Origin of the sequence: Thermonema rossianum DSM 10300 (assembly GCF_000426825.1) — a bacterium.
In the GTDB taxonomy this organism is placed as follows: domain Bacteria; phylum Bacteroidota; class Bacteroidia; order Cytophagales; family Thermonemataceae; genus Thermonema; species Thermonema rossianum.
The window spans coordinates 14,737-40,345 of the sequence record NZ_AUGC01000012.1 but is presented as its reverse complement, the minus strand read 5'-3'; the positions used below and the strand labels follow the sequence as shown (position 1 = coordinate 40,345).

Annotated in this window: 26 protein-coding genes; 11 read left to right on the top strand and 15 right to left on the bottom strand. The window is 47.5% G+C overall.

What is annotated here, in order from left to right; genetic code table 11:
• Position 1: 1 nt before the first annotated feature.
• Entirely contained in the window at positions 2-739 is a 738-nt protein-coding gene (locus K384_RS13435; protein WP_051633288.1) for a metallophosphoesterase family protein, read from the bottom strand.
• Between the two features lie 94 nt (positions 740-833).
• On the opposite strand from K384_RS13435, the gene K384_RS09280 reads away from it, so the two are divergent.
• The 3 genes from K384_RS09280 to K384_RS09270 are packed head-to-tail and all read left to right on the top strand — an operon-like array spanning position 834 to position 4,928.
• Positions 834-2,048: a pyridoxal phosphate-dependent aminotransferase gene (locus K384_RS09280; RefSeq protein ID WP_038031668.1), complete on the top strand. Its 1,215-nt coding sequence runs from the start codon at positions 834-836 to the stop codon at positions 2,046-2,048.
• Positions 2,049-2,078: 30 nt separating this feature from the next.
• Entirely contained in the window at positions 2,079-3,092 is a 1,014-nt protein-coding gene (locus tag K384_RS09275; RefSeq protein WP_051633287.1) for a bifunctional heptose 7-phosphate kinase/heptose 1-phosphate adenyltransferase, read from the top strand.
• Positions 3,093-3,113: 21 nt separating this feature from the next.
• Positions 3,114-4,928 carry a TrkH family potassium uptake protein gene (locus K384_RS09270; RefSeq protein ID WP_051633286.1) on the top strand — a complete coding sequence of 605 codons (1,815 nt, stop codon included), beginning with the start codon at positions 3,114-3,116 and terminating at the stop codon, positions 4,926-4,928.
• A 60-nt stretch (positions 4,929-4,988) separates the two neighbouring features.
• On the opposite strand, the gene K384_RS09265 is transcribed toward K384_RS09270, so the two are convergent.
• The 3 genes from K384_RS09265 to hemA all read right to left on the bottom strand — a co-directional run bounded on the left by K384_RS09265 (position 4,989) and on the right by hemA (position 8,058).
• On the bottom strand, positions 4,989-5,969 hold the full coding sequence (locus K384_RS09265) for a hypothetical protein (RefSeq protein ID WP_038031665.1): 981 nt from the start codon (positions 5,967-5,969) through the stop codon (positions 4,989-4,991).
• A gap of 301 nt (positions 5,970-6,270) precedes the next feature.
• Positions 6,271-6,789, bottom strand: coding sequence for a gamma carbonic anhydrase family protein (locus K384_RS09260; RefSeq protein WP_038031664.1), 519 nt, complete (start codon positions 6,787-6,789; stop codon positions 6,271-6,273).
• A 9-nt stretch (positions 6,790-6,798) separates the two neighbouring features.
• Positions 6,799-8,058: a glutamyl-tRNA reductase gene (gene hemA / locus K384_RS09255; protein WP_038031663.1), complete on the bottom strand. Its 1,260-nt coding sequence runs from the start codon at positions 8,056-8,058 to the stop codon at positions 6,799-6,801.
• A 113-nt stretch (positions 8,059-8,171) separates the two neighbouring features.
• Here hemA and K384_RS09250 point away from each other — a divergent pair, with 113 nt between their 5' ends.
• Positions 8,172-9,461 carry a sensor histidine kinase gene (locus K384_RS09250; protein ID WP_071837482.1) on the top strand — a complete coding sequence of 430 codons (1,290 nt, stop codon included), beginning with the start codon at positions 8,172-8,174 and terminating at the stop codon, positions 9,459-9,461.
• Between the two features lies 1 nt (position 9,462).
• Here K384_RS09250 and K384_RS09245 read toward each other — a convergent pair whose 3' ends face one another.
• The 6 genes from K384_RS09245 to K384_RS09220 form a co-directional block, all read right to left on the bottom strand.
• Positions 9,463-10,212 carry a hypothetical protein gene (locus tag K384_RS09245; protein ID WP_038031662.1) on the bottom strand — a complete coding sequence of 250 codons (750 nt, stop codon included), beginning with the start codon at positions 10,210-10,212 and terminating at the stop codon, positions 9,463-9,465.
• Positions 10,213-10,313: 101 nt separating this feature from the next.
• Positions 10,314-10,817 (bottom strand): NADH-quinone oxidoreductase subunit J family protein, encoded by a 504-nt coding sequence (locus K384_RS09240; protein ID WP_038031661.1) that lies wholly within the window; start codon positions 10,815-10,817, stop codon positions 10,314-10,316.
• A complete protein-coding gene (locus K384_RS09235; RefSeq protein ID WP_038031659.1) occupies positions 10,814-11,905 on the bottom strand; it encodes a 4Fe-4S binding protein in 1,092 nt (363 codons plus the stop codon). The genes K384_RS09240 and K384_RS09235 overlap by 4 nt, the downstream gene beginning before the upstream one ends.
• Positions 11,906-12,667 (bottom strand): DUF4292 domain-containing protein, encoded by a 762-nt coding sequence (locus K384_RS09230; RefSeq protein ID WP_038031657.1) that lies wholly within the window; start codon positions 12,665-12,667, stop codon positions 11,906-11,908.
• Positions 12,657-14,387: a tetratricopeptide repeat protein gene (locus K384_RS09225; protein WP_038031655.1), complete on the bottom strand. Its 1,731-nt coding sequence runs from the start codon at positions 14,385-14,387 to the stop codon at positions 12,657-12,659. The genes K384_RS09230 and K384_RS09225 overlap by 11 nt, the downstream gene beginning before the upstream one ends.
• 2 nt (positions 14,388-14,389) lie before the next feature.
• Complete coding sequence (locus tag K384_RS09220; RefSeq protein WP_038031768.1) at positions 14,390-15,397, bottom strand: sugar phosphate nucleotidyltransferase; 1,008 nt, start codon at positions 15,395-15,397, stop codon at positions 14,390-14,392.
• Between the two features lie 131 nt (positions 15,398-15,528).
• On the opposite strand from K384_RS09220, the gene K384_RS09215 reads away from it, so the two are divergent.
• Positions 15,529-16,815 (top strand): glycosyltransferase, encoded by a 1,287-nt coding sequence (locus K384_RS09215; protein ID WP_038031653.1) that lies wholly within the window; start codon positions 15,529-15,531, stop codon positions 16,813-16,815.
• On the opposite strand, the gene K384_RS09210 is transcribed toward K384_RS09215, so the two are convergent.
• From K384_RS09210 to K384_RS09200, 3 genes are read right to left on the bottom strand one after another with little or no spacing between them, the layout of a single operon-like run.
• Positions 16,795-17,727 carry a S66 peptidase family protein gene (locus K384_RS09210; protein ID WP_051633285.1) on the bottom strand — a complete coding sequence of 311 codons (933 nt, stop codon included), beginning with the start codon at positions 17,725-17,727 and terminating at the stop codon, positions 16,795-16,797. The genes K384_RS09215 and K384_RS09210 overlap by 21 nt on opposite strands.
• Positions 17,712-18,122: a SpoIIAA family protein gene (locus K384_RS09205; protein ID WP_038031651.1), complete on the bottom strand. Its 411-nt coding sequence runs from the start codon at positions 18,120-18,122 to the stop codon at positions 17,712-17,714. The genes K384_RS09210 and K384_RS09205 overlap by 16 nt, the downstream gene beginning before the upstream one ends.
• Positions 18,123-18,135: 13 nt before the next feature.
• Entirely contained in the window at positions 18,136-18,558 is a 423-nt protein-coding gene (locus tag K384_RS09200; RefSeq protein WP_169737643.1) for a SpoIIAA family protein, read from the bottom strand.
• A 344-nt stretch (positions 18,559-18,902) separates the two neighbouring features.
• Here K384_RS09200 and K384_RS09195 point away from each other — a divergent pair, with 344 nt between their 5' ends.
• Both K384_RS09195 and K384_RS09190 read left to right on the top strand, forming a co-directional pair.
• Entirely contained in the window at positions 18,903-19,637 is a 735-nt protein-coding gene (locus tag K384_RS09195) for a pseudouridine synthase (protein WP_245605301.1), read from the top strand.
• Between the two features lie 206 nt (positions 19,638-19,843).
• Positions 19,844-20,434, top strand: a complete 591-nt coding sequence (locus tag K384_RS09190) for an RNA polymerase sigma factor (RefSeq protein WP_245605300.1) — start codon at positions 19,844-19,846, stop codon at positions 20,432-20,434.
• On the opposite strand, the gene K384_RS09185 is transcribed toward K384_RS09190, so the two are convergent.
• Both K384_RS09185 and K384_RS09180 read right to left on the bottom strand, forming a co-directional pair.
• Positions 20,426-21,244, bottom strand: coding sequence for an SDR family oxidoreductase (locus K384_RS09185; RefSeq protein WP_038031646.1), 819 nt, complete (start codon positions 21,242-21,244; stop codon positions 20,426-20,428). The genes K384_RS09190 and K384_RS09185 overlap by 9 nt on opposite strands.
• Positions 21,245-21,288: 44 nt before the next feature.
• Positions 21,289-22,719, bottom strand: a complete 1,431-nt coding sequence (locus K384_RS09180) for a BatD family protein (RefSeq protein ID WP_038031644.1) — start codon at positions 22,717-22,719, stop codon at positions 21,289-21,291.
• Between the two features lie 105 nt (positions 22,720-22,824).
• On the opposite strand from K384_RS09180, the gene K384_RS09175 reads away from it, so the two are divergent.
• From K384_RS09175 to K384_RS13430, 4 genes are all read left to right on the top strand, one after another.
• Positions 22,825-23,022, top strand: a complete 198-nt coding sequence (locus tag K384_RS09175) for a hypothetical protein (protein ID WP_038031642.1) — start codon at positions 22,825-22,827, stop codon at positions 23,020-23,022.
• 60 nt (positions 23,023-23,082) lie between these two features.
• A complete protein-coding gene (locus K384_RS09170) occupies positions 23,083-23,613 on the top strand; it encodes a hypothetical protein (protein WP_038031640.1) in 531 nt (176 codons plus the stop codon).
• 89 nt (positions 23,614-23,702) lie between these two features.
• Positions 23,703-24,320: an RNA polymerase sigma factor gene (locus K384_RS09165; protein ID WP_084147182.1), complete on the top strand. Its 618-nt coding sequence runs from the start codon at positions 23,703-23,705 to the stop codon at positions 24,318-24,320.
• Between the two features lie 28 nt (positions 24,321-24,348).
• Positions 24,349-25,518: a S1 family peptidase gene (locus K384_RS13430; protein WP_051633284.1), complete on the top strand. Its 1,170-nt coding sequence runs from the start codon at positions 24,349-24,351 to the stop codon at positions 25,516-25,518.
• Positions 25,519-25,609 lie beyond the last annotated feature (91 nt).

Sequence of the window (25,609 nt, the reverse complement as noted above, 5' to 3'; positions counted from 1 at the left end):
CTTAGCGGCTTCGAACGGCATCTACATTGGGCTGGACGGCAATGATTTTTTTCTTGTCTATGTCGTAACAAAGCAGGTTGCCTGCTTCGTGGTTGTCGTCTGCCACCACACAGCCGTTGTCTAAGTTGATAAAAGGGGCATCGTCTTCAATGGCTTCTTCTATTTGAAACAGAAGACGGGGTGTGTGCCCGTGTATAAGTTTTTTGCCACGCAGCCATTTTTCGGCACCGCGGCTGTCGCGTGTCCACAGCAGTTTGTCGAAAGCAGTAAACGGGTTGCTTTCCCGGCAGTCCAATCCCCCATGTACCAGAATAGCCACGTCGGTTTCAATAAAAAAGGGCAAATGCAGCAAAAAATCGATAATATCCGGGTCTAAGCTGCCATCGGTTGAAAGCAAATCGGTGGCTTGATGAAACGACAAGTGCTCTTTCAGCTGTGCGGGGTTTTCGAAATACACTTCCAGCAGCATTTGTTCATGGTTGCCCCGCAGCGGGTATATCTCATACCCTTCCTTTTGCAGCTTCATAATAAACCGGAGGACAGCGCTGCTGTGTGGCCCGCGGTCGATGTAGTCGCCCAGCAAAAACAACTGATCGCGGGGCTCGAGTTGTACTCGCTGCAACAAAGTGCGTAACGAATGATAGCAGCCGTGAATGTCGGGAATCACCAGACGGCGCCCTTGGCCTTTAGGTACGCAATAGGCATAACACAACGCATAAGGGTAAGTGCAGCGATACATAAGTGTGGCAAAATGAAGAAGTTGAAAAAGTGTCTCTTTATTTACAAAGATACATTAGATTTGCATATCTTGAAACTCAAACAAAGCTTTGTTTATGAGTACTCTTTCTTTCGATAAAATACAAATTGCTGAGCGGGTAAGCCGCTTGTCGGAATCGGCCACTTTACAAATGGCTGCCAAAGCGCGTGAACTGGAGCGCCAAGGCGTTGAAGTCATTAAGTTGAGTTTGGGAGAGCCCGATTTCTATACCCCGGACCATATTAAAGAAGCTGCCAAAAAGGCTATAGACGACAATTTCTCTTTTTATACGCCGGTGCCTGCTTATTTGGAGCTGCGCGAAGCCATCGCTGAAAAGCTACGTAAAGAGAATGCCCTGCCTGCCAAAGCCGAGCAGGTGGTAGTTACCACCGGTGCCAAGCAAGCTTTGATGAATGCAATTCTATGCTTGGTGAACCCCGGCGACGAGGTGGTGGTTTTTTCACCTTATTGGGTGAGTTACCTGGCAATGATTGAACTGGCGGAGGGCAAGCCCGTATTTCTTCAAGGCGACATCAACAATCAGTTCAAGGTGAGCCCCGCACAATTGAAGGCTGCCTTGACCGACAAAACCAAGGTGGTTTTATATTCTTCGCCTTCGAACCCTACCGGCACCGTGTATTCAAAAGAAGAGTTGCGTGCCTTTGCCGATGTGTTGCAGGAATACCCCAACGTCGTTGTGATTTCCGATGAGATTTACGAGTACATCAACTTCACGGGCGAATACTTTAGCATAGGGGCTTTTGAGGATATGCACGACCGTGTGGTAACGGTCAACGGTTTTTCGAAAGGCTTTGCCATGACCGGCTGGCGTGTGGGCTATTTGCATGCCCCTGCTCCTATTACCAAAGCTTGCATCAAGCTGCAAGGGCAGTTTACGTCGGCTACCTGCTCTATTGCACAAAAAGCGGCCTATGCCGCCATTACCGGCGACCGTGCCCCCATACAAGCCATGAAAGAGGCATTTCAACGCAGACGGGATTTGGTGCTGAACCTGCTCAAAGAGATTCCCGGCGTGGGTACCTATGTGCCACAAGGGGCATTTTATATTTTCCCCGACGTGAGCAGCTACTTTGGCAAATCTTACCGGGGGCAAACCATTGCCAATGCAGAAGACTTGTGTATGTATCTGCTCAATGAAGCGCATGTAGCTTTGGTTGCCGGCGATGCTTTCGGAGCGCCCAACTGCATCCGCATTTCTTTTGCTGCATCCGACGAATCACTTACCGAGGCACTCAAGCGAATAAAAGACAAGTTGGCACAGCTTCAGTAAAAGCCAAAGAAAGGAGAAGACGCAAAGGGAATGAATAAGCAAAAAGTAGAAGCACTGTTTGAGCGTTTTCGAGGCCTGCGCGTGCTGATTGTGGGCGATGTGATGATTGACTCTTATTTGTGGGGGCAAGCCACGCGCATCTCGCCCGAAGCGCCGGTGCCGGTAGTAAACGTAAAAAAAAGAGAGTGGCGTTTGGGGGGCGCTGCCAACGTAGCCTTGAATGTGAAAGCATTGGGGGCAGAAGCCATCTTGTGTGGTGTGTTGGGCAACGATGCCGAAGCCGCACGCTTTTTATCTTTGATGGAAGAAGAAGGGCTGAACACGAGCGGGCTTTTGCAGGTAGATGACCGCCCTACTACCATCAAGCACCGTATTATAGCCGGCAGCCAACAGCTGCTGCGCGTCGATGCAGAAGAAGACCGCCCTTTGAACGAAGTGCAAACCGGACAATTCCGGGCGCAGATAGCCCCCTTGCTCCGGCAAGCCGATGTCGTGATATTTGAAGACTATGACAAAGGATGCCTGACCCCGGAGCTGATACAATGGGTGGTAAGCGAAGCGCACAAGCGGGGCATCAAGGTAACGGTGGACCCTAAAAAACGCAATTTTTTTGCTTACACGGCGGTCGATTTGTTTAAGCCCAATCTCAAGGAATTGAAAGAGGCAATGTTGGCAGAGGTAGAGCCGTTGTCTCCTGCTTTTAAAGAAGTGGTAGCTCAATTGCGGCAGCGCTTGCAGGCTACTCATTTGATGACCACCCTTTCGGAGAAAGGTGTATATTGGCAATCGGCAGAGGGCGAGTGGCATGTGCCTGCTCATGTGCGCAGCATTGCCGACGTGTCGGGAGCCGGCGATACGGTCATTGCAGTGGCATCGCTTTGTTTGGCATTGGGCTTGCCCCCTTATCCTACGGCCGCCCTGGCAAACTTGGCCGGCGGCATCGTGTGTGAATACCCGGGCGTAGTGCCGGTGCCGCGCGCGCGTTTTATGGAAGAGGCAGCACGTCAGGCGGCTGTGTGGAAGCAAGTGGCGATTTCAAACTAACACCAAAAAGACCGGAATAAGATGAACCTTTGGAGTAGAGAGTTGGCAGAGCGCTTCCGCTCGTTTGTTTATGAGACAGCAGCCGATGCCAAGCTGATTATCCGTGCGCTTTCAATGGTAAATGCCCTGTTGGCTATCATCTTATTGGTCATAGCTTATGGTTTTTATTTGAGTGACATAGAAAAAGAGTTGGTGTTCGACTTCTTTGATATTGTCTTTGCGCTGTTTGTCATACTATACATTGCCAAGCTGGTATATGCAGACAACTGGTGGCGCTTTGCCTGGCGGCATTGGTATGAAACAATTCTGGTTTTGTTTCTGCTTGTCAATGTGTTGTTGAATTTATTGCTGAATAAAAGACTGCTGGCAGAATTGGCACTTTTTTTAGAGTGGGAGAGTCCACGCGCTTTTTATGAGCTTATTTTGTCTTCCTATTTGCTCCTATGGCTTTTTTTGGAAATAGGGCGCAGCGGGCATTTTATTTCACGACTCAATACCAAACCTTCCACACTTTTTTTATTGAGCTTTTTGCTGTTGATTGCCGTGGGCACCGGCTTGTTGATGCTGCCTACGTTCACAAAAGGACCGGACAGCATGCCTTTTCTTGATGCTTTGTTTACAGCCACCAGTGCTGCTTGCGTAACAGGGCTGATTGTGGTCGATACGGCTACCTATTTCACGCTCAAAGGGCAAGTTGTGATTCTCGTACTGATACAGTTTGGGGGTATCGGCATCGTTACATTTGCCACTTTCTTTGCTTTGTTTGCCCAAGAGCGCGTGGGAATACGCCATCAGTCGCTGCTTCGAGATATATTGAGCACCGAAAACCTGAAAAGCAGTGTGGTGCTGCTGCGTCAAATATTTACTTTCACTTTTTTGTTTGAAGGCTTAGGGGCTTTGTTTATTTTTTGGGCTTGGGGAAGCAGTGTTCCTTTTGAAAGCCTTTGGCAAAAGATTTTTTACTCGGTTTTTCATTCAGTGTCTGCCTTTTGTAACGCCGGTTTCAGTCTTTTTTCCAATGGCTTATATGAAGAGGGGGTTCGTTCGGCTTATATGCTGCACCTGGTCATTGCTTTCATTATCATATTAGGGGGCATTGGCTTTGGCACCTGGAACGATTTCTCTATTAAACGGCTGCGCGAACGCTTGGAAAAGCCATGGAAAGACTGGCGTATCAGTACTAAAATTGTGGTTTATACTACCTTGTTTTTACTGCTGATTGGTACCGTTGTATTCTATGCTCTTGAACGCCATGCCCTGCTTCGTGACATGAACACCATGGAAGCCCTCATTGCTTCTTTCTTTCAATCGGTAACTACACGTACCGCAGGCTTCAACACCGTTGATTTAAGCCAAATGCGGGTGCCTACGGTTCTGATGTTCATAGGCTTGATGTTTATAGGGGCATCGCCTGCATCTACGGGCGGAGGAATAAAAACCACTACGATTACTGTGCTTTTCTTTGCCATGATCGACAGCATACGGGGCAAAAAAGATTTGGAACTTGGGCACCGCCGCATTGCCCCGGAGGTGATTTCAAAAGCTTATACCGTTTTCATTGTGGCGGTGGTTTATAACTTTTTGGCTATCTTCTTTCTGACCATCACCGAGCCGGAATTGCCGGTGCTCTCTCTTATTTTTGAACAAGTATCGGCATTTGCTACGGTAGGTTTAAGTTTGGGCATTACGCCGGAGTTATCGGCGGCCGGCAAGTGCATCATCATCCTGTCTATGTATCTGGGACGTGTGGGCACGCTCACCTTAGCGCTGGCTCTCAGCACGAAGGTAATCAGCACAAATTACGGCTACCCTACGGAGTATGTAATGGTGGGGTGATTGTGAAGAGAGTAAAAAAGCACTGCGCTCTTTTCATGCGGTGCTTTTTTATTTTTGTTGTCAACGCTTCATGGAAAGCAGCTGCATTTTCATTTGTATGAGTCTTCGTTCTATATAGGGAACCTGTTCCATTTCGTTTTCTATATGAAAGTTGAGTCTGCTAAAGTCGAACTGCAAGCTTATCTTGCGGCGTATCATCTCATCGATTTGTTCTTCGGTGGTTTCCGAGTTGGCGCGCAACGCTTTTTGCACAATCAACTTTTCAATGAGTAAAACGGCACGCTCTGTGAGTGATTCACTTTGAGAAAGGGCTTGGTTTATCAGGTCAAGTGCTTCTGCATAGAGCCTTTTGAGTATCATTTGCTCTGCCGCTTCCACGTCGTTCAACTCTTTTTGTATGGAATCAAGCGAAGCGGTCCCGGGTTGTTCCTTTTCTTCTTCTTGTTTGCTTTCAATGGAAGTGCTTCTCTCCTGCCCCGTAGCTACTTTGCCATTCTTAGCATTGTGTGGGCTTGCCGGTGCCGGCTTGTGTTGCGATTGAATGCCGCCTTGGGCTTGAATAAGGTGCAGCGCTTCTTGAATCAACAGCTCTTCGGTAAAGGCATCTTCCTCGTCTTCTTTCTTATTGGCTATCTCTTCGAAAGCCAGCCTTTGCTCAATAATGGTATCGCCGGGAGTTATGGCATGAGGTTGGGTTCGCTGTGTTGGCTCTTTTTCGGCATTTTTTTGAGTTTGAGCATATAAAGAATGATGATGCGGTTGAGTGTTTTCGCGCTGCAGGTGATGTACGATGTATTCTACCACCACTTCTTTCAAATCTTCGAATTGTTTGCGCAATTGGTTGTTTTGCCTGATAATCAGGGCATAATCGGAGCTGTTGGTGACCATATCGAGGCGTTGGAATATCAGCTCATAGAGTTCTTTGTTGCGCTCGGTAAGACTTTTGTTTTTCAAGTGCAGCCACATAATCCACAGGCTCATCACGATGACAACGGCTATCAATGCCGCGCCATAAATCAAGTGTATTTGTATGGTATCCATAGTTTATTCGTTTCTTGTGATTTTTTGAGCAAAAATCCAATATTTGAACTGAAAGTTCTTGATTTAAAGAGAGTTATTTTTGATTAAATACTAAACAAAGATAGCAAAGCTAATAATAAAAGCGAAAAAAAGTGCAAAAAATTCCAACTTACTTGTATTTAAGAAATGCTGCTTGCCGGCGCTTTTTGGCAAGACGGCTAAAAGGCAAAGCTGTTGAATAAGAGAGGGGGGAGTACCTGTAGTAGAGATGCGAGACCACGCCACTATGGCAGTGTATGGATAGAATGATTACAGGAAGTCGTTATTCTTTTTCTTGCTGAAACCAGGAAGCATAGAGGGGGTAGTTGCCTGCAATGCGGGCAATTTCATCACTTTTATCGCCGGCCATTTTAATGAAGCGCGCAGGGTTGCCTGCCCATATGGTGCCGGCTTCTACGACGGTGCCGGCCAATACCACCGCACCGGCGCCAATGATGGAACCACTATGAATAACAGCACCGTCCATGATAATGGCACCCATGCCAATGAGCACGTTGTCGTGAATGGTGCACCCGTGAACAATGGCGTTATGCCCTATGGATACCCGGTTGCCTATGATGGTTTTGGTGCGCTCGTAGGTGCAATGGATGACGGCGCCATCTTGTATGTTGCAGTAGTCACCAATGCGAATGCTGTTTACATCGCCCCGTATCACGGCATTGAACCACACGCTGCAATGATTGCCCATGAGCACGTCGCCTACTATAGTGGCATTGGGGGCTATGAAACAACCTTCCCCCCAGCGGGGCGAGTGTCCTCGTACATCCATGATGAGCGCCATACAGTTGAACTATTTGACGGCTTGTTTTTCGAGGTTGAACAGGTCGTTGAGCACATCGACCAAGGTTTCTGCTTCGCCGCGTTTGCAGGCTGCCTTCAGCTGAAGCACCGGCAACTGTATGATTTTTTGAATCATGCTTTTGGTTACCCGCTCTACGGCAGCTCTTTCTTTTTCGTCGAGATGCTTCAGGTACTTGGCTATCTCTTTTTGCCGGATTTCTTCGAGTGCGTTTTTCAGTTTCTTGATGGTAGGCGATACTTCCATTTCCTTCGACCACTCTTCAAACTCGGCCAATCCTTCTTCCATGAGGGCGCGCACTTGCGGAATGGCCTGCTTGCGTGTTTCAAGAGAGGCCTGCACCCGTTGGCTGATGTCGTCCACGTTGTAAACCACCATGCCGGGAATGTCTTCAACTTCTTTGGCCACACTGCGTGGAATGGCAAGGTCGATGAAGTATTTGAATGAAGCGATAGGAAGAGCCGCCACACGTTCTTTATTGAACAGGGGCTGTGCCATGCCTACCGATGAAATAATAATATCGGCTTTGTGCAGGAGTGCGTCGAGTTTGTCAAAAGGTTCAGCCCGGAAGCCGGTTTCTGCTGCCAGCGCCTCGGCTTTTTCGTAAGTCCGGTTGGTAATGATTACCTCGCCTACGGGTCTGCCTACCAAGTTTCGGCATACGTCGGCGCCTATTTCCCCTACCCCTACAACCAGCACCACAGGCTCGTGGATAGCAGTGCTGATTTCATCGGCAATTTCAACAGCCGCATAGGAAGTAGAAGCGGCGCCATCGCGGAAGGCCGTTTGCTGCACCACGCGTTTGTTTACAAAAAAGATGGTATGCATCAAACGATGCAGAAAAGGGCCCGCCATGTTCAGATCGGCAGCCCATTGATAAGCCCTTTTTACTTGATTGATGATTTGAAGGTCGCCCAGCACCTGTGAATCCAGTCCCAAGCTCACCTCAAAGAGATGGCGAACAGCTTCGCGCTGATCGCCAAGATGCAAGAAATATTGCTTATCTTGGTCTATGGGATAACTCTTGAGCATGCCCAAAGCATAAAACAGCAAGGCTTCTTGCGGCTCCTGGGAAGAGTAGTATATTTCCGTACGGTTACAGGTAGAAAGCACCATTGCCTCTTGTATGCCTTGCTCCTGAAGCATTTGCAACAACTGCTTGGCTTCTGCTTCATTGAGCGCATAACGTTCGCGCACTTCTACGGGGGCTGTATGGTAAGTGAGGGTAAGTGCTTTGAAACCGTATAGCATTTTTCTAAGTTTTGATTATTGCAAAATTAGCGTTTAATTCACAATGGGATAAATGATTACAATCAACAAGTTGAAATTTAGAAAGATTCTAAATAAGCAAGCCGCTTAACTTCATGATGGATATTTACAGACATAAGTCGGAGTTTAAGCTATTGGTTTTCGTGATAGCCCTTCTGATAGGTGGGGTGTCGCTTTATTATACCGACACCTTGGTGAAAAAACTGGTAGAGCGCGAAAAAGAGCAAATAGAGCTTTATGCCTCGGCTTTGCGCTTTACCTTGGACCCCGAAAACAATGAGCCTCTTACCTTTATTTTCGATGAAATTATCAAGTCCAACCAACATATCCCGGTGATTCTCACAGATCATGAAGGGAACATAATCACGTACAAGAACATAGATATACCGCCGGGAGTTTCGCCGGAGCGAAAAGAGCGGATTCTGCAGCGGGAGCTGGAAATCATGAAACAAGAGCACTCGCCCATTATTGTGGAGTATGAAGTAGGTGCCCCCACTCACAATAAGATTTATTACCGCAATTCCGATTTGATTTATCAACTGCGTTGGTATCCTTATGCGCAGTTGAGTGTGATTGCTATCTTTGGCTTTCTCACCTACTTGGCTTTTTCGTATTCGCGAAAGGCAGAGCAAAACCGCATATGGGTGGGCTTGGCAAAAGAAACGGCGCATCAGTTGGGGACGCCCATCTCTTCTTTGATGGCTTGGGTGGAGCTGCTCAAACACGATGAGCAGTTTAAAGGGCACGAAGTGTTGGGCGAGTTGGAAAAAGACATTAAACGCTTGCAAATCATTACCGAGCGCTTTTCAAATATAGGCTCAAAACCTACCTTCAAGCCGGAGAATCCTTATGAGGTGGTGAAAGAGATTATTGATTATTTGCGTCCGCGCATATCACCGAAGGTGGAAATGGAGGTCATCAATTACACCTTGAAGGATACACGCGTATTGATGAACAGGCATCTGTTTCAGTGGGTGATTGAAAACCTTTGCAAGAATGCAGTGGATGCCATGAACGGCGTGGGAAAAATAGAAATCAAATTAAAAGTAACTGCCAATCACAAAAAGACGATTATAGACGTAAGCGATACGGGAAAAGGCATTCCCAAGTCGAAATTCAAAAAAATATTTACGCCCGGCTATACTACCAAGAAACGCGGATGGGGTTTGGGGCTTACCTTGGCCAAGCGCATTGTGGAGAATTATCACAAGGGGCGCATTTTTGTGAAAGCATCCGAGATAGACAAAGGCACCAAGTTCCGTATCATATTGCCCAACCAGCAGACGGAAGGCATAGAGGCTTACGAGCTTATCAATAAGAAAAATCCTTTGCGCAAGATTGTCGAAGCTTGGGAAAACAACACCTCTTTGAGCGAGAAGGATTAAGTCAATTGGGCGGAAACAGATGCACCATAAAGCTGCGTCTTATTTCCTGCTCTAAGCGTAGAGCCTTGGGAAACAGTATTTCGTTTTCAATTTGAGCATGCAAATGCAACTCTTTGTCAAAATCGGAAAGGGCTGACAACACAACGACCAGGTTGGTAGGCGCATCGGCAGGGATGTGGTAGTTGTGGGTCAGGCGCCGGATGCCGCGCATTTCGTCATCGTGGGTTTCGTGGTCAAGCGCAAAACTTCCTATATGCGTTTCTTGCATTTTGAAAATGAGCCCGGCAGAGGGCTTTTTTTCTTTTTTGGCTTGTGTGAGTAGCTCTATGTAATGAAAAAAGTGGTCCTCTTCCTCATGAATATGAAGAATAAACTCTTCGCTGAATAAAGGAAAAAGCACCTTTAAATCTTCTATCAGGTCTTTGTGTGCAGGCGACACCGGCAATGCTTCGATAAGCTCTGCTATAAAAGGCAGACGCTCGCGAACAAACAAGCGGTGTGCATGCCGTAGAAAATCCAGCAAAAACTCAATACTGCACGATTGGGCTTCTTTTAAAGAAAGATTACGGAACAGCCTGTGGTAGTCTGCAAAAAATGAAGATATGTGCTGCTCATTCCATGCATAGCGGCGGCAGAGCTCTGCCACTGTGGTGTGTGGGTGTTCAAAAAAACGGATGCCCAAATGGCGCAATGCCATGGCATAAACGTAATTGTTTCGAACCAGTTGCTCTATGGTAGTGTGGAGCAGCATGCTTTTTTATACAAGAAGTGATGATAATGACGAAGAATGCAAAAGCTAATTTAATAAAAAAACACCAAACTGTAGCTGCTTGTGTTCAGAAAATGAGCGATTTAGTCCGTATCTGTTTGTGTTTGTGCTTTTTTCGTCCAGTACAGAGCCCCAATAAGGGCAATGGTAAGCAGCAAGCCGGCAATCTCAAATGCCACTAAGTGTTTGGTCATGAGCCCGGCACTAAGTTCGTAAAGCGAAGGTGCTTCGGTCGTTTGCCGGGGAAGCGACAGCTGCATGATGCCATAAAACAACACACACAGCAGAGAAAGGCTCAACAGCCAGCCTGCTAAAACATTTCGGTTATGGATGCGTGGTGGCCCACCTTGGGTATGGCGTTGGGTCAGCAAAACGGCAAAAAGCAATACAATCAACAGCCCGCCAATATAAACGATGAGTTGCGCTACGGCTATGAGTTCGGCCATCAGCAGGGCATAAAGGGCTGCCACACCAAGCAAACAAGCCAAAAGAGCAAAGATGACACGCACCAAGTGCTTGCTGAAGGCGGCATAGGCAGCACTGCCTATCACCACAGCACCAAACATATAAGGAAGCCAATTATTCATGTGTCTGAATCTTTTTTAGGCGGTATTTTAGGTTTAATAACCGGCTTTATTTTCTTGCTTTTTGCTGCTTGTTCTTCTGTTGAGTCTGTTTTGTCAACAGGTTTTATTTTGGGCTTTATCAGCGGTTTGGCTGCCTTCTTTTTAGGCTCATCCGGCTTTACTTCCGGATTTTTGCCGGGAAGGGAATTGCTTGTTTCGTCTGCTTGCGATGGCTTTATTTTGGGTTTAATAACCGGTTTGCTCATTTTCGGCTTCGGGGCATCCTGCTTCGGGGGCAGGTCATTACCGTCTGTGCCCGTTTCGCTCGTTTTTACCACCGGCTTTATTTTGGGCTTGGGCTGTTGCAGGCTTTCGTGACTTGTTTCTGCCGAAGTCTTTTCCGTTTTCTTTATTTTGGGTTTAAACACAGGCTTGGCAGATGGTTTTTTTTCTTTTCCCTCTTCCGTTGCGGTGGCTTTTTTTGTTTTGGGTTTAAACGCAGGTTTGGCTTTAGCCGCCTGTGCGCTCTGTTTTTCGTCCGGCGCCTTGGGCTTGGGTTGTGCTTGCTTCTCGGCTTGATATTGTGCCCAAAGCGCCTGCTTTTCTGCAATTTCTTCTTTGCTCAAATTGCCAAATAAATAAAGCAGGTCATACACCTCGGCTTCGGTGTAGTCGAAGGTTTTGCTCATTGTCAGGCACTCGGTGGGGCAAACCGTGGTGCACAGCCCACAATAGCAGCACTTGGCCATGTCGATATTGAACTTGGCGGCATACAGCCTTTTGACGGTGCCATCGCTGGTGGTGCCTATGGGCTCGGGCGATTTGATGGCTTCTATCTCTATGCAGTCAACCGGGCATATTTTGGCGCACTTGTCGCATACAATGCAGTCGTCGATTTCATTGTGCAAGCGGTAGCGCCCGTTGTCAGGCACAGGTATTTGCTCGTGTGGGTATTGCAGGGTAACCCGCCCGCGGGTGTATTGAAAATAATCGGGATGCCAAATGGGCAGTGCAGGGCGCCGCTCTTTGGCTTGAATCAAGTGCCGAAGGGTGAGTTGCAGGCCTTTCAGCAGGCTGCGAAGGGTGGTAACTATATTGTGCCAAAACATTTAATTGGTCTTTTGGTAAGTGCCGGGCACTTTAAAAGGAAAACGCAGCGGTTCGTTGCTCAGTTCTATTTTTTGATACTCTACTTCAGCCTTGATGCGCTGCTTTTCGCCACTTTGTTTGTCCCGGTAGTGTAATTGCGCTTTGATGTGGTAAGGAAACAAAATGCCATCTACAAGGGTGTAGTGCTGGTAAACAATTTCCATCAGACTGCCACTGCGGGTATCTTTGATAAGCAAGCGGTTGAGCTTGCGTGTGGCGGTGCTCATGTAATTCTGTATTTCAATGCCATTGATTTGTTGTGTGATGACATACTCGTCGTCGTTAAGCATGGTTTGGTTTTTAGAAAACTGCTTTACGGGCATTTCGCCCACCAGCAGGTCTTGTACCAAATGAAAAGATAAAGGAAAACTGAAGCGCTCGCTCAGTTCTTGAAAGGCAAACACTTGATAGCTTTGTTGGTCGCGGTTGATAACCCAGATGCTGTCGGGGTTGGCTTGCACTCTTAGCACCTCAATGCCCATGGAACTGCCTATGGAAAGCCATATCAGCGAGTCTTGTTGCATGCGTATGGCTGTTTTTGCTTTGGCATTTTGTGAAGGAAGCGTGAAATCCAAATTTGCTTTGGCACTAAGGTATTGAAAATGGGTACTGCTCACCAGCAGGCTGTCGCTGAGATCTACTTTGGAAAAGGTGCGCTTTTTACAAGAAAACAAAAAGCAAGAGGTGAGAATAAGAAAATACAGTAAGTGCTTAATTTTCATATAGCTTTTTTTCTTCAATTTTTTTCTTCAATGTGTCCGGTGTATCGGAATATTGCATGGCTTGTTGCCATTGCTTGACCGCTTCCTCCACCTTGCCCAAACGGAAAAGCACATCGCCGTAGTGCTCCAAGGTGTAGGCAGTGGGCAAACGCCCGGCTGCTTGCTGCAAATAGTCCACTGCCTCTGCGTATTTGCCCAGGCTGTAGAGGACCCGCCCCCGTGCGTATTGTGCAAGCGGATTATCGCCTGCAAGTTTAGTTAATTTTTCCGAGAGGCTATACGCGCGTTCAAGTTTCTGCTTGTGGGTTGCCAGCAGCAAACAATACTCATACAGCAGCTGTGTGGACTGTGGATATTCCTTTAAAAGGCTTTCCATTTTTTGGACAGCTTTCTCAAATGCGCCCTGTTGCGCCCACAAAAGCGCTTCTATCCTGTCTATTTCTGCCAAAAAAACAGTCTGATTGCTGCTTGTCAGCTCGCGTGCCCGTTTGATGGCGCGGGCGGCTTCCTCACTCTTTTTTAGCCGCAGGCAGGCAGTGGCATGCCAGGTCCATATGATGCCTTGAAAAGGGTAAAGCTCGAGTGCTTCCTGCGTTTTGGTGTAAAAAAGGCGGTACTGCGCTGTTTTGTCGAGGCAGTCGAACAGGCGCAGCCATATTTCTATTTGCGAGCTTTGGGTTTCCAGGCTTTGCAGGAATACCCGGGCGGCTTCGGCATAGTGATATGTTTTTTGCAAAGCGCTGCCATACTGATTGAGCAAGTCGGTATTGTGGGGATTTTTGCGGCATAGCTTTTCAAGGTACTTCAGCTGAAAGCTTGGGTCTGCCTCATCTTTAAACATACGCACATAGCTTAAGACTGCCACTTCGCGCAGTGCCTCGCCGGTGCCGGGGTTTTCAATGACAGAGCGTAAAATATGGCGGCTGTCGTCTTTTTTTTCAAGTCTGTACAAGCCCAGTGCCAACATGATTTGGGCTTCCGGGCGCGTTTTTAGCTGTGCATCGCTGCCGATGGCCCGGGTCATTGCTTCTACTTGCGCGGGGGTGCCACGTTCAATCAGCTCCACAAAAGGCAGGTAAGGCGCAAGGTCACCGGGCTGTTGTTCGAGGCGGCGCAGGGCTATGCGAAATGCTTCTACGTATTCGCCCTGTCGGGTATAAAGCTGTTGCATACGTGCAAGCACTTCTTCCGAGTCCCCTACTTCCGCCAGCAGTTTGCGGTAGGCAGACAGCGCCTTTTCCGGCTCGTTTAGTTGCTCTTCATAGAGCAGTGCCAAATCAAGCGCATAAAAACTGTAGTTCGGAAAATGACTTATCAGCAATTCATAGGTTTTGGCTGCCTCTTTGTATTGAAAGAGCGCACTTTGCAAATGAGCTTTCAAAATATAATAGTAAGGGTTGCTGTTTTCTAAACTGAGTGCTTTTTCCACATATACCAGCGCCTCTTCGTTTTTGTTCATTTTAGAAAGAGTAACAGCGGCTTGGTAATACAAGCCACTGCTTTTGGGGTTGAGGCGTATGCCCTTCAATATGTGTTGAAGTGCTCTGTCGTAATTATCCTGAATGTAATAACGCATGCCTTCTATGAGTTCTGCTTCTGCCAGCAACACTTGCTCGCGTCCGCTTTCCTCATTTCTTTTTTGCTTGCGCTTCTGTGCATGGCTTGGCTGTGTGGCAAGCAACAAACACAGAAAAAGAAGAGCACTTCGAACTGCTGCCATCGTTATTTTTTGATTTGGTTATAATCGCCGATGCTAAGGTCTTCGGGTTTAGCTGAATATACAACAAAGTTGCCAATCATGAAATTCTCGGCAATTAAACCATTGATTTGGCTATTGGTTTGTATGATACCGTTTTTTAGGATGGCGTTTTCTATATGACTATGGGCACCTATCGAGACATGGGGGCCCACCACCGCATTTCGAATAACCACCCCTTCGCCTACATACACGGGCGGAACAATAACCGACTGCTCAATGACAGCGCTGCCGTCAATCAAGGGCCTGTCTTTGATAAACTCCAAATAACGTTGATTGGTGTGCACGGTAGCATCTTTGTTTCCGCAATCCAACCATTCGCTCACCTGCCCTGTGGTGAAGCGCAGCCCTTTTTGTTTCATGTTTTCAAGGGCATTGGTTAGTTGATACTCGCCTTTCTCTTTTATGTCGTTGTCTATAAGGTACTGAAGCTCTTTTTTCAAGTTGGCACCGTCTTTAATGTAATAGATGCCGATGATGGCTAAATTAGAAACGGGGGTTTGGGGCTTTTCTATAAATTCCGTGATATAACCTTGGTCGTCGAGCTTTACCACACCAAAGGGGCGTGGATCTTCCACCTCTTGTACCCAAATGATGCCATCTTGGTTGGTATCTATGGTAAAGTCTGCTTTGAAGAGTGTGTCGGCAAAGGCGATGATGGTTTTATCTTGCAAGCTGTCAGCGGCACACAAGATGGCATGTGCCGTGCCCAGCGCCTCGTGTTGATAATAAATTTTGGCTTCTGCCTGTATGCTTTCCGCTACCTTGTGCAGGGCTTCTTCCACTTCTTTACCAAAGCTTTCTTTAATGATGAAGGCCACCTCGCCAATAGGCTCCGGGCAGGTTTTGGCAATGTCCTCTACCAAACGGTGCACGATGGGTTTGCCGGCAATGGGAATCAATGGTTTGGGTACTGTAAGGGTGTGGGGGCGCATGCGTTTGCCCATACCGGCCATTGGAATGATAAGTCGCAACATAGGTATTTGATGGTTTTTGTGTTTAATTGTTGATGTTCAAACAGGCTGAATGACCTCAAAAATAATGCAAATAATAGGCAAAATAGTGCTGTTGTGTTAGTTTTACAAACCGTCCAAACGACAAAGCCTTGAAGAAACCAACAGCTCTTATACTAAGTACCTATTTCAACAAGGGGGGAGCCGCCATTGCCGCAACACGTCTGTGGCACAGCTTGCATAAATATACGGCTTTCAATATCAACTTTTTACACGTAGAACCTTCGCCACACCGGCCGGACGAAGGGATATACAGCCGTGCACCGGCTTTTCTTTTGCAAAAGCAATGGTGGGCAAAGTTTATAGCCGAAGAGTTGAGTATGCGCTTCCTTTTACAAAAAAAGGAAGATTGGTTTCAGTTTTCCTTGGCACCTTGGGGCATGGCACTGCATCGTCATCCTTTAGTGCAACAGGCCGACATCATCCACCTGCATTGGGTAAATGATGCTTTTCTTTCGCTACATGCTTTGCGTAGCATGAGCACATGGCATAAGCCGGTGGTTGTTACCATGCACGATATGTGGACGTTTACGGGCGGGTGTCATTACAGCGGTGCATGTGAAGGCTACCGGGAGGGGTGTGTCCGGTGTCCTAAAGTGCGAAGGCCTTTTCACGCCATGGTGCAAAATCACAGGCAGGGCAAGAGCAGTGTTTGGCAGCAGTTCCGGGCAGGAGGAGTTCGCTGGGTTGGGTGCAGCCGCTGGCTGGCCGATTGCGCGCGGGCAGCAGGCATTTTGCATGCGACTGCCATCAGGCATATTCCTAACCCAATAAATACAGACTTGTTCAGGTATTTACCACAGCAGCAGGCGCGAGATACGCTGCAGTTGCCCCACGATCGCTTTATTTTACTTTGTGGTGCCGCCTCATTGAACGACAGACGCAAGGGCATGGATATTTTATGGGAAGCATTGCGGCGTTTGGAACAAGAGCAGCCGGAGACAGCCGGGCGCCTGTTGCTTTGTACTTTTGGCAAGACTGCCGACTTCGAAGCATTCAAAAAAATTGAACATAAGCACTTGGGCAGTTTCCGCGACCCCGCCGCCCTGAATCGTCTGTATGCAGCTGCCGATGCCTATGTGTTGACTTCGCGTCAGGATAACTTGCCCAACACCATCATGGAGGCCATGGCAAGTGGCACGCCTGTATTGGCTACACCTGTGGGTGGCATTCCGGAGATGATTGCACACATGCACAATGGTTACCTGATGCGCGACCTATCGCCCGAAGCTTGCGTGGATGGCATTTTGTTTTTGATGAAACAGGCTGCCATGCTGCGCCCCTTGGCACGGCAGTGGGTAGAAAAACACTATGCTGAAGCAGTAGTAGCCCGGCAGTATGCGGAGCTGTACGAAGAGTTACTGCAATTGAAAAGATAGCGTGCACCCTTGAGCATGGATGCTAAGCCTTACCATAGCGCCTTGTAGCATAGGATAGTTTTGGTTTTCATGCCCTACCGGGAACCCCAAACAAAAGGGCAAGTGGGGCGCTTTTTGTTGCACTATCTCGGCTATGCGCTTGTAAAGGTATTCTTGTGATTCACCATCAGGTGAGCGGCTCACTGCCCCTATAATTAAGCCACGCAGGCGGTGCAAGGGAAAGGCATAGTGCAAATGATGCAACATGCGGTCGATGGCGTAGCTGTGCTCCCCCACTTCTTCTATGAAAAGTATGCAGTCTTGCAATTCCGGCATAAAGGGAGTGCCTATAAGGCTGCAAAGTACGGCCAAATTGCCCCCTATCAGGCAGCCTTCTGCCTCACCTGCTTGCTGCAGAGGATGTGCAGGAGCTGTATAAACAGGCGCACCACCTTGCAAAAAAGTAGCCAAGTGGCGAAGTGCATCCGGATGGGTATTGTGTAACACCGAAGGCATGGGGGCGTGCAAAGAAGCAATGCCTTGCTTGATAAGATACAGCTGCAGGGCTGTCAGGTCGCTAAACCCGATAAGCCATGGCATTTTTTTTCGCCATTGTTCAATAGGAAAATCCTCTAACAAGTGATAACTGCTATAGCCCCCTCTGACTGCCCATATAGCCGCCACCTGGGGATGCGTCAAGAGCGATTGCAGTGCCCGGATACGCTCTGTGGCTGTGCCCGCAAATGCATGAAAAGATGAAAAGGAAGGCGGAATGAAGCACTGCCATGCGTGTTGTCGGCACCATTGTTCAATAGCTTTCCACCGGGCAGTGGTGTCTTGCGACGGGGCAAAGGCGGCTGCCCACAAGGCAATGGTGTGGGCAGCCGGTACGGGGGCAGGGCATTGTATGCCGGGAGCTACTCTTGCAGCCAACGCAAGGCTTCGTTTTCGTCTTGAAACACCCTCAATTGAGCGCTTTCCACCTCCTTAGAGGCGGCATTTACCAAAAACTCGCCGCCTATTTTCACTGCGAGACTCTTGGAGAAGAGTACCGCTACTTTCGTAGGGTGCACCACTTTATTCTTGAATTTGGGCACCCATTTCACCAACAACCACGCTCTGGACTCTATGCTGGCTTTGGTCATAGGACGCTGATCCACCAAAATCTTTTTTGGTTGTTTGTCCATGATGCAGTCCAGCAAAAAGTTCCATGTGGATTGATAGTCATCTTTATCGAGATTTCCGATAAGCGTAAGCTTCAAAAAAGAGTCTTGTGGCAGGTATTCTATGCGTGCCACTTCGTTGTTCAATAAGATTTCCGGGCTCATTGTGTTATCGTTTTTAGTCAGCTACCTGATGCAACCACAACAGGGCATCTTCTTCGCTTTGAAAGGTTTTAATCTCCAAATTGGGGACGTCTTTTGTGGCCGAATCTACCAAAAATTGCCCACCTATTTTCATGGCAATGCTTTTAGAAAATAATACGGCTACTCTTATTTTTTGATTTACTTTTCTTTTGAATTTAGGTAGCCATTTTACTACAAACCATGCACGCGATTCAAGGCTGGCTTTGTTCATAGGGCGTTGGTCTATCAGTACCTTTTTGGGTTGCTTCTCCAAATAAAAATCAAGCAGCACATTCCATGCGGTTTGATAGTCTTCTTTCATGATGTTGCCAATCAGATTCAAGCGTAAAATGTCGGTGTCGGCGTGGTAAATAACTTGAGCAAAATCAGCGTTGTAGAGTACTTCATCTTGTACCATAGAAGGAGGCTTTAATAAGTCTTGCATTTTTCTGAGGATAAAAATAAAAATAGAAAGAATACGGTGTTTTTCCAATTTTTTCTTGTTTTCCTTCAACGGAAGTTGTTGTTGGTAAATTCGTTGGGCAATTTTTTAATACCTTTGCAAGGTTTATTTTCAAGTAACACAGTACTATTATGAACAGACAAAAAGGACCGTCGCGAAGAAGGACCTCAAAGGAAAACGCTTCTGAAAACAAAAAGAAATTTTTGGGCAGGAAGGAAAGGCAAGAAGGCAAACAGGAATCCCGCAAACCCTTTGTAAAAAGACACAAAGAAGCAAAACGGGAAGAAAAAGCAGCATTTTTGAAAAAAGAGAAAGCCCCAACGCCCCGGGTGCTACGCCTCAATCAGTATATTGCCCGCTCGGGCATATGTTCGCGCCGTGAAGCCGACAAGCTTATTGCTGCAGGGCGGGTAAAAGTAAATGGCAGTGTGGTCAAGGAGCTGGGACTAAAAGTGAAGCGCGACGACTTGGTGGAAGTGGACGGCCGGCGCATTCTGCCTGAGTCTTTTGTGTATATATTGCTCAATAAACCCAAAAACTATATCACCACCACCAAAGACCCGCGTGGCCGCCGCACCGTCATGGACCTGATCCGCGGTGCTTGTGAACAGCGGGTGTATCCGGTGGGGCGCCTCGACCGCGATACTACTGGTTTGCTGCTTCTAACCAACGATGGCGATTTGGCCGAAAAGCTGGCGCATCCTTCGCATCGTGTCAGCAAGGTGTATGAAGTGACGCTCGACAAACCGCTGGCACCCGAACACCTGGAGGCCATCAAGCAAGGGGTGCGTTTGGAAGAAGGTGTGGCACAGGTCGATGACATTGCACTCATCAAACCCCATGTGGTTGGCTTAGAGTTGCATATTGGTTGGAACCGGGTTGTAAGACGCATCTTTGAGCAACTGGGTTATGAAGTCAAGCACCTGGACCGCACGCTTTATGCCGGGCTTTCCAAAAAAGATTTGCCGAGAGGCAAGTGGCGCTTCCTTACCAAAGAAGAAGTGATTCAGCTGAAATATATGATGCAAGAGTAAGGCAGCTGTTAAAAGTGTTCGTTTTCGAACAAAAACTGTCCGATGACGGGCAGTTTTTTCTTTTGTAAGCCGGCCCTCTTTTGGTAGAAGATTAGAAAAAAAGCCTGAAATACACTGTTTTATTGGCTTTTTGCTTCTTGGGGGAAAAGATGGAATCGATTTTGCCTTTACTTATGGCACAACAACCTTTTAACTTGTTTTGTGCTATGATGACCATCGTTTCTCCACAGTTAGATAAAAAGCAATTTGAAGATATCAGTAGCCGCAATGAGGCACTTACGTTCGAGCTTTTAGTGGCGCGACATCGCGATCGCCTTATGGCAACCATCGTGAATATTGTAAAAGACGAAGCCCTTGCCGAAGATATTTTACAAGAAACCTTCATTAAGGCACTGATGACCCTGCGCAAGGGCAAATATCAGGAGGAGGGCAAGTTTGTTGCGTGGGTGTCACGCATTGCTTATAATCTTGCCATCGACCATTTTCGCAAAAACAAGCGCTACCCGACCGGGCCTATTGAGGGGAATGAAGATTTTGAAAACGATTTGGCTTTTTATGAGGAGTCGATAGAGGAGCAGCAAATTCAAGAGGAGAAAATACAAAAATTGCATGCGTTGATAGAAACACTGCCCCCGGCACAGCAAGAGGTAGTCAAGATGCGCCATTTTCAAAATATGAGCTTCCAAGAAATAGCGCAGGCTACCAACGTAAGCATCAACACGGCTTTGGGGCGCATGCGTTATGCGTTGATAAACCTGCGCAAGCAAATCGATAAGCACAATATACAATTAGCGTAGGGGCGAGTCTTTTTCCTTTGCCAAGTTGTTATACACCAACCTGTCCATGATTTTAGAAGGCAGCCATTTGTTTAAAAACACCGTGAGTTTGCCTTGGCCGGTGAGTATCAATGTGTTTTTGCGTTTTTTTACTGCTTTGAAAATGGCATCGGCCACTTCTTCGGCACTCATCAATTTTTTTTCATCACGCGGCGACTCCCCTTGCGGACGCCCGTCTTTGGCAAGTGCCGTATTGCGTATGTTTGAAGCAGTAAAGCCCGGGCAGGCAGTGAGCACATGCACCCGCTTTTTGAGCAGTTCGGTACGCAGGGCTTCCAAAAAACCATTCATGGCAAATTTGGAAGCTGAATAGCCGGTACGTGCAGGTAATCCGCGATAACCGGCAATGGAAGATACCCCCACGATGCTGCCTTGGCGCTCTATGATGTAGGGCAGTGCATATTTCGTGGCATAGACCGTTCCAAAGAAATTGATTTGCATGACTTGTTCAATGACCGAGAGGTCAAGGTCTTCGAACAGCGCCCGCATGGAAATACCGGCATTATTGATTAATATATCGATTTGCCCCCACTCTTCTACTACCCGCTGCACCATTCGTTCGTTGTCTTCTTTTTTTGCCGCATCGCAGGGCACAGCCAGGCACTCAATGCCTTGGTTGCGCAGGGCTTGGGCAGTGGCTTCCAAACGCTCTTGGTTTCTGCCGGTGATGGCTACGCGCATGCCGGCCTTTCCGAAACGTTCGGCACAGGCCTTGCCTATTCCCGACGAGGCGCCTGTGACAATAACTACAGCTTTGTTTGATTGATTCATGTTCCGGTTTCGGTTTTGTCTTACAGGCAAAAATAACAATAAACTCAAGGACGCCTGTTTTTGAGTAAAAACAAAAGCAGGCAAAGAATAGCAATGCCCGTGAGGCTGTACAAAACATATTGGCGGTGCAGCCAAAGCCGGGCAGGCAGGTGCAGGTAGTGTACCCAGGGGGCCTCCGGGCGATAGGCTTCATAGGCCGCTTTTATTTGCTTCTTGTGTGCATCGGGCAATGGGGCGCCTACTACTTCCAAAACACTTCGAGGGCGCAGGGTGTCGTAACGTGCTTCCGATGGATTGAAATACACAAAGGCAATGTATTGCCCCAAGGGATATTTGCCCGGGTTGCGCGCCACCAAACGGTAACGGAACAGCTTGGTACCAAAGACAGAAGTGCCTGCTCGTTTGATGTTTTGTACACTGCCGTTTTCATAAACATCCAGACCCGCGGGCACTTGCATGGCGGGTGGCGGCACACTGGCTATATTGCCATACCCCACAATGGCAAGGCTGTATTCCACCACATGCCCCGTGACCGCTGAAAGCATATTGTTGGGAATACTGAGCTTTTCATCCAAATAAAAATTGCCTACGGGCACTCGTGTGGCCAAGGGGTGCGGCGGCAGCGCCTTGACATGCACCCGCGCAGAGTCGGCATAAAGCCGGAAGCCGGTGTCTATGCCCTTCCCTGCCTTGTTGCCTTCAATATAAGGTGCCGGTATGACTATGTCGCCGGTTTGAAAAGGGAAAAAGGAAGCTGCAAACAGCGTATAACTGTCGTATTTTTTTCCTTGAAATGTCACTTCTTGCGCATACAGTTGATGAATGGTGAAGTCTTCTACCCAACACTGTACGGGCGTGAGTGTTTTTGACAAGCGCAGCATTTGCTTGCCTATATCCGGAAACTCATAAGCAGCACGCAGCTGCTTGCTTACTAACAAAGACAAACGCAAATGAAATTCTTCGCCTATGTACACCGTATCTTTATTCAGATATAGCAACAGGTAAACATCTTGAGCGGGCAGCGCTTCCTGCTCTTCTTTGCTGAGGGGCGTTTCATACCACTCGGGGGCTTCTTGCCCTTCGAGCGGAGGTAAAACATGCAGGCTTAATGCAGGAATTTTCACTATGCTGTCGTTGACTTGCATACTGCGCTCGGGCAAGTGCAAATACCCTTCTTCTTGAGGATAGTAATACTGGGTAATGCTATGCTTTACTATAGCCCCTTCATTGCTGTTTTCTGTTGTACTTTCAGTAAAGCGCTCGCCTTTTTTGAGAAGCGGATAATCAGGGAAGGCGCTCAGTGTGCGAAATTCTTCGTTGAAAATACTGACCGATATGGAAAAGGGCTCATAGAGGTGCAGCAGCGTGTCACCTGTAGCAACTTCTACCTGCTGGGCACCTGCCCGCGAGGCAGTAAATAGCAGCAGAAAAAGTAGTAATATTGTACTATATTTTGTTTTTATTGCACTATTCATTGTTTGGGCGCTTGCATACAATAAATTTTTTTCTTAAAATTGAAAAAAACGACGCTGCCTATGATGCATCGCTACGCCTAAGTTAATGCTAAATTATTGAAAGTTATGTTGGAGTACATGAAGACCATCTTGCAAAAAGTAAGCTTTGATGCTGCTTTGTTTGAAAGAGAATTGCGCAAAGCTTTGGTATTGCTGCATCCGAGCGAGCGCTCCGTTTTGAGAGATTGGTGTTATCAACAATTTTTAGATGTTTACAAGCCTTTACTCGATAAGTATTTCCACCAGCCGGTATATGCAAAATAATTTAAGTAAGCTTTTTGGCCACTTAAAAACTATGCGATACGGCAGTTAAAACCTTGGAGCATGAGGCGATATTGGCTTTTGTGGCTGGTGTTACCGGCGGGGGCTATGTTTTTTTTCAACACCTATGTTTTCCCTTCCTTCATGCAGCAGATAGAAGCTGTTGCCGGGCAGCAGTATCGCCTTCCGGACGTACACCTGATGTACTCTACCGGGGAGCTTAGGCAGCTGCTACAAAACTTGGGCAGTGAAGGGCGCAGCATATACCGGCAAATGATTCTACAGGCCGACCTGCTTTATCCGTTGTGCTACTCGCTTTTCTTTTACCTGCTTTTACAGTTGCTCTCACCGCGCGAAAAGACAAAGTACCGGTATTGGAAGTTTCTTCCTTTTGCAGCAGCCTTTTTTGACTATGTAGAAAACCTTTCCATTCTTTTTTTGCTGCATGCTTATCCCGCTTTCCCTGCTTTTGCCGGTCGCTTGGCTGCCTTTGGCACTACCGCCAAATGGGCGACTTTGTTCATGGTAGTTATTGGTGCCGGTATGGCATCACTGGCGCGCTTAAAAAAGCATCTGAGCGCAGGCAAAGCATAATTTTTTCTTCGGGCATGGGTTACCTTCCGGCAAAAAAGGTATCCTTATATGCAAGGATGGTCCCGGGCTGTTTGTAAAAATGGGCATATATGCATAGATTCGGAAAGATAGAAAGTCATGTATCGCCGACACAAACGAGCACTATGCCCATTCAGTCATCTACAGATGAACAACTGCTGGAGGGAATCCGCAGGGGAGACACCGCTGCCATCCTGCAGCTATACAAAATGAGCTACCATAGCGTAGAGCACTTTATTGTGCAGAATAGTGGAAGTGAAGCCGATGCGCAAGACATTTTTCAAGAAGCCTTGATTGTGCTTTGCGAAAAAGTGTCACAGCCGCATTTCATGCTTACATCTTCCCTGAGCACCTTGCTGTATTCCATTTGCAGACGCATGTGGCTCAAACGCCTGCGCGATGCAAAACGACATTTAGACGTAGATGACTTTCAGGAGTTCATTCCCTTAGAAGAGGAGAATGAAGACTGGGAAGCAATGGAGCAGCAACGCCGGGCTATGCACCGGGCAATGGAGGAATTGGGGAGCCCTTGTAAAGAGCTATTGAAAGCCTATTACTTCGAGCATAGAAGTATGCAGGAAATAGCCGACTTATTTGGATATACCAATGCCAAAAATGCCAAAAATCAAAAGTATAAATGTTTGCAGCGTCTGAAGCGTTATTTTTTTAAGATATTGGATGTTAAGTAGTTAATAAAAGACTTTATTAAGCAATGATATGAAATGGGAGGAGCGCATAACGTGGATAGAGGGCTACTATGAACAGCGCCTGAGTGAAGAGGAAAGACAACACTTTGAGCAGCTGTTGGCAACGGACAAAGTCCTGCAAAAGGAATGGGAGGACTATTGTACGCTTCGCCAAAATATGGAGGCTTACTGGAAGTCACAGCAGCTGAAGAAGCGTATCCAACAAGCCGGGGCTTTGTTCTTTGCCGAAAAGAAACAGCAGGCTTCCACACAGGAAAAGCCGTTTGGGGCTGATGCCGCTCCGGTGCGCAAGCCCAAGGTGTGGCATTATCATTTATCCAGCATGCTGATTGCGGCCTCGGTGGCGGCAGTAGTGACAGTATTTGCCATCAATTTCTATAAGGTAAATACCCTTGAGGTAAAGCAGCAGAACTATTACCAAGCCTTAAAACGCGATATTGATGAAATACGCGAGCAAAACGCTTCTTTAATAAAAGAGCGGGAAAAAGAAGAAGAAGATATGCCTGCTTTGCGGCAGGCCAACACCAGCGCCACTGCTTTCTTGCTCTCTGCCGAAGGCTACGTGGTTACTACCTACCATGCCGTAGAAAACGCACGCAGCATGCAATTGGTGCAATATCGCGAGCAAGACACCATCCAGCTCGATGCCGCTTTGGTACACTTCGACAAAACCTTGGACTTGGCTCTTTTGAAAATAGAAGATACTGCTTTTCAGCCTAATGAATATGATTTGAAAAGCTTACGGTTGATAGCGGGCACCATAGACCTTGGCGAGGAGGTGTTCACCTTGGCTTATCCCCGTGAAGACCTGGTGTATGGCGTGGGCGCGGTGAGTGCACACACCGGTTATGAGGGCGACACCTTGGCCTATGAAATCAGCATTCCGGTGAACCCCGGCAATAGTGGCAGCCCTTTGTTTGATGGCGCCGGACGGCTGGTAGGCGTTATTACCGGGAAGCACACGCAGTCTGAAGGGGCGGCTTTTGCCGTAAAGAGCACTTATTTATGGCAGTTTTTACAGCATATAGCCGAGGCCGATTCTTCCTTTGCGGCCTGCTGGCAACACTTGGTTGCGCAGCGCTATGCTCCTTTGCGTTATTACAAGCGTCCTGCGCAGATTAAAGCGCTACGCCCCCTGGTCTTTGAGCTAAAGACTTACAGTCAGTCGGCACTTCAGTAATATTTGCCCAAAACCTACATTCGATAGAATTCCCAAAGTCATGATTTTCTTATGGCTTTGGGAATCATTATATTGCACTGAAAATAACCTT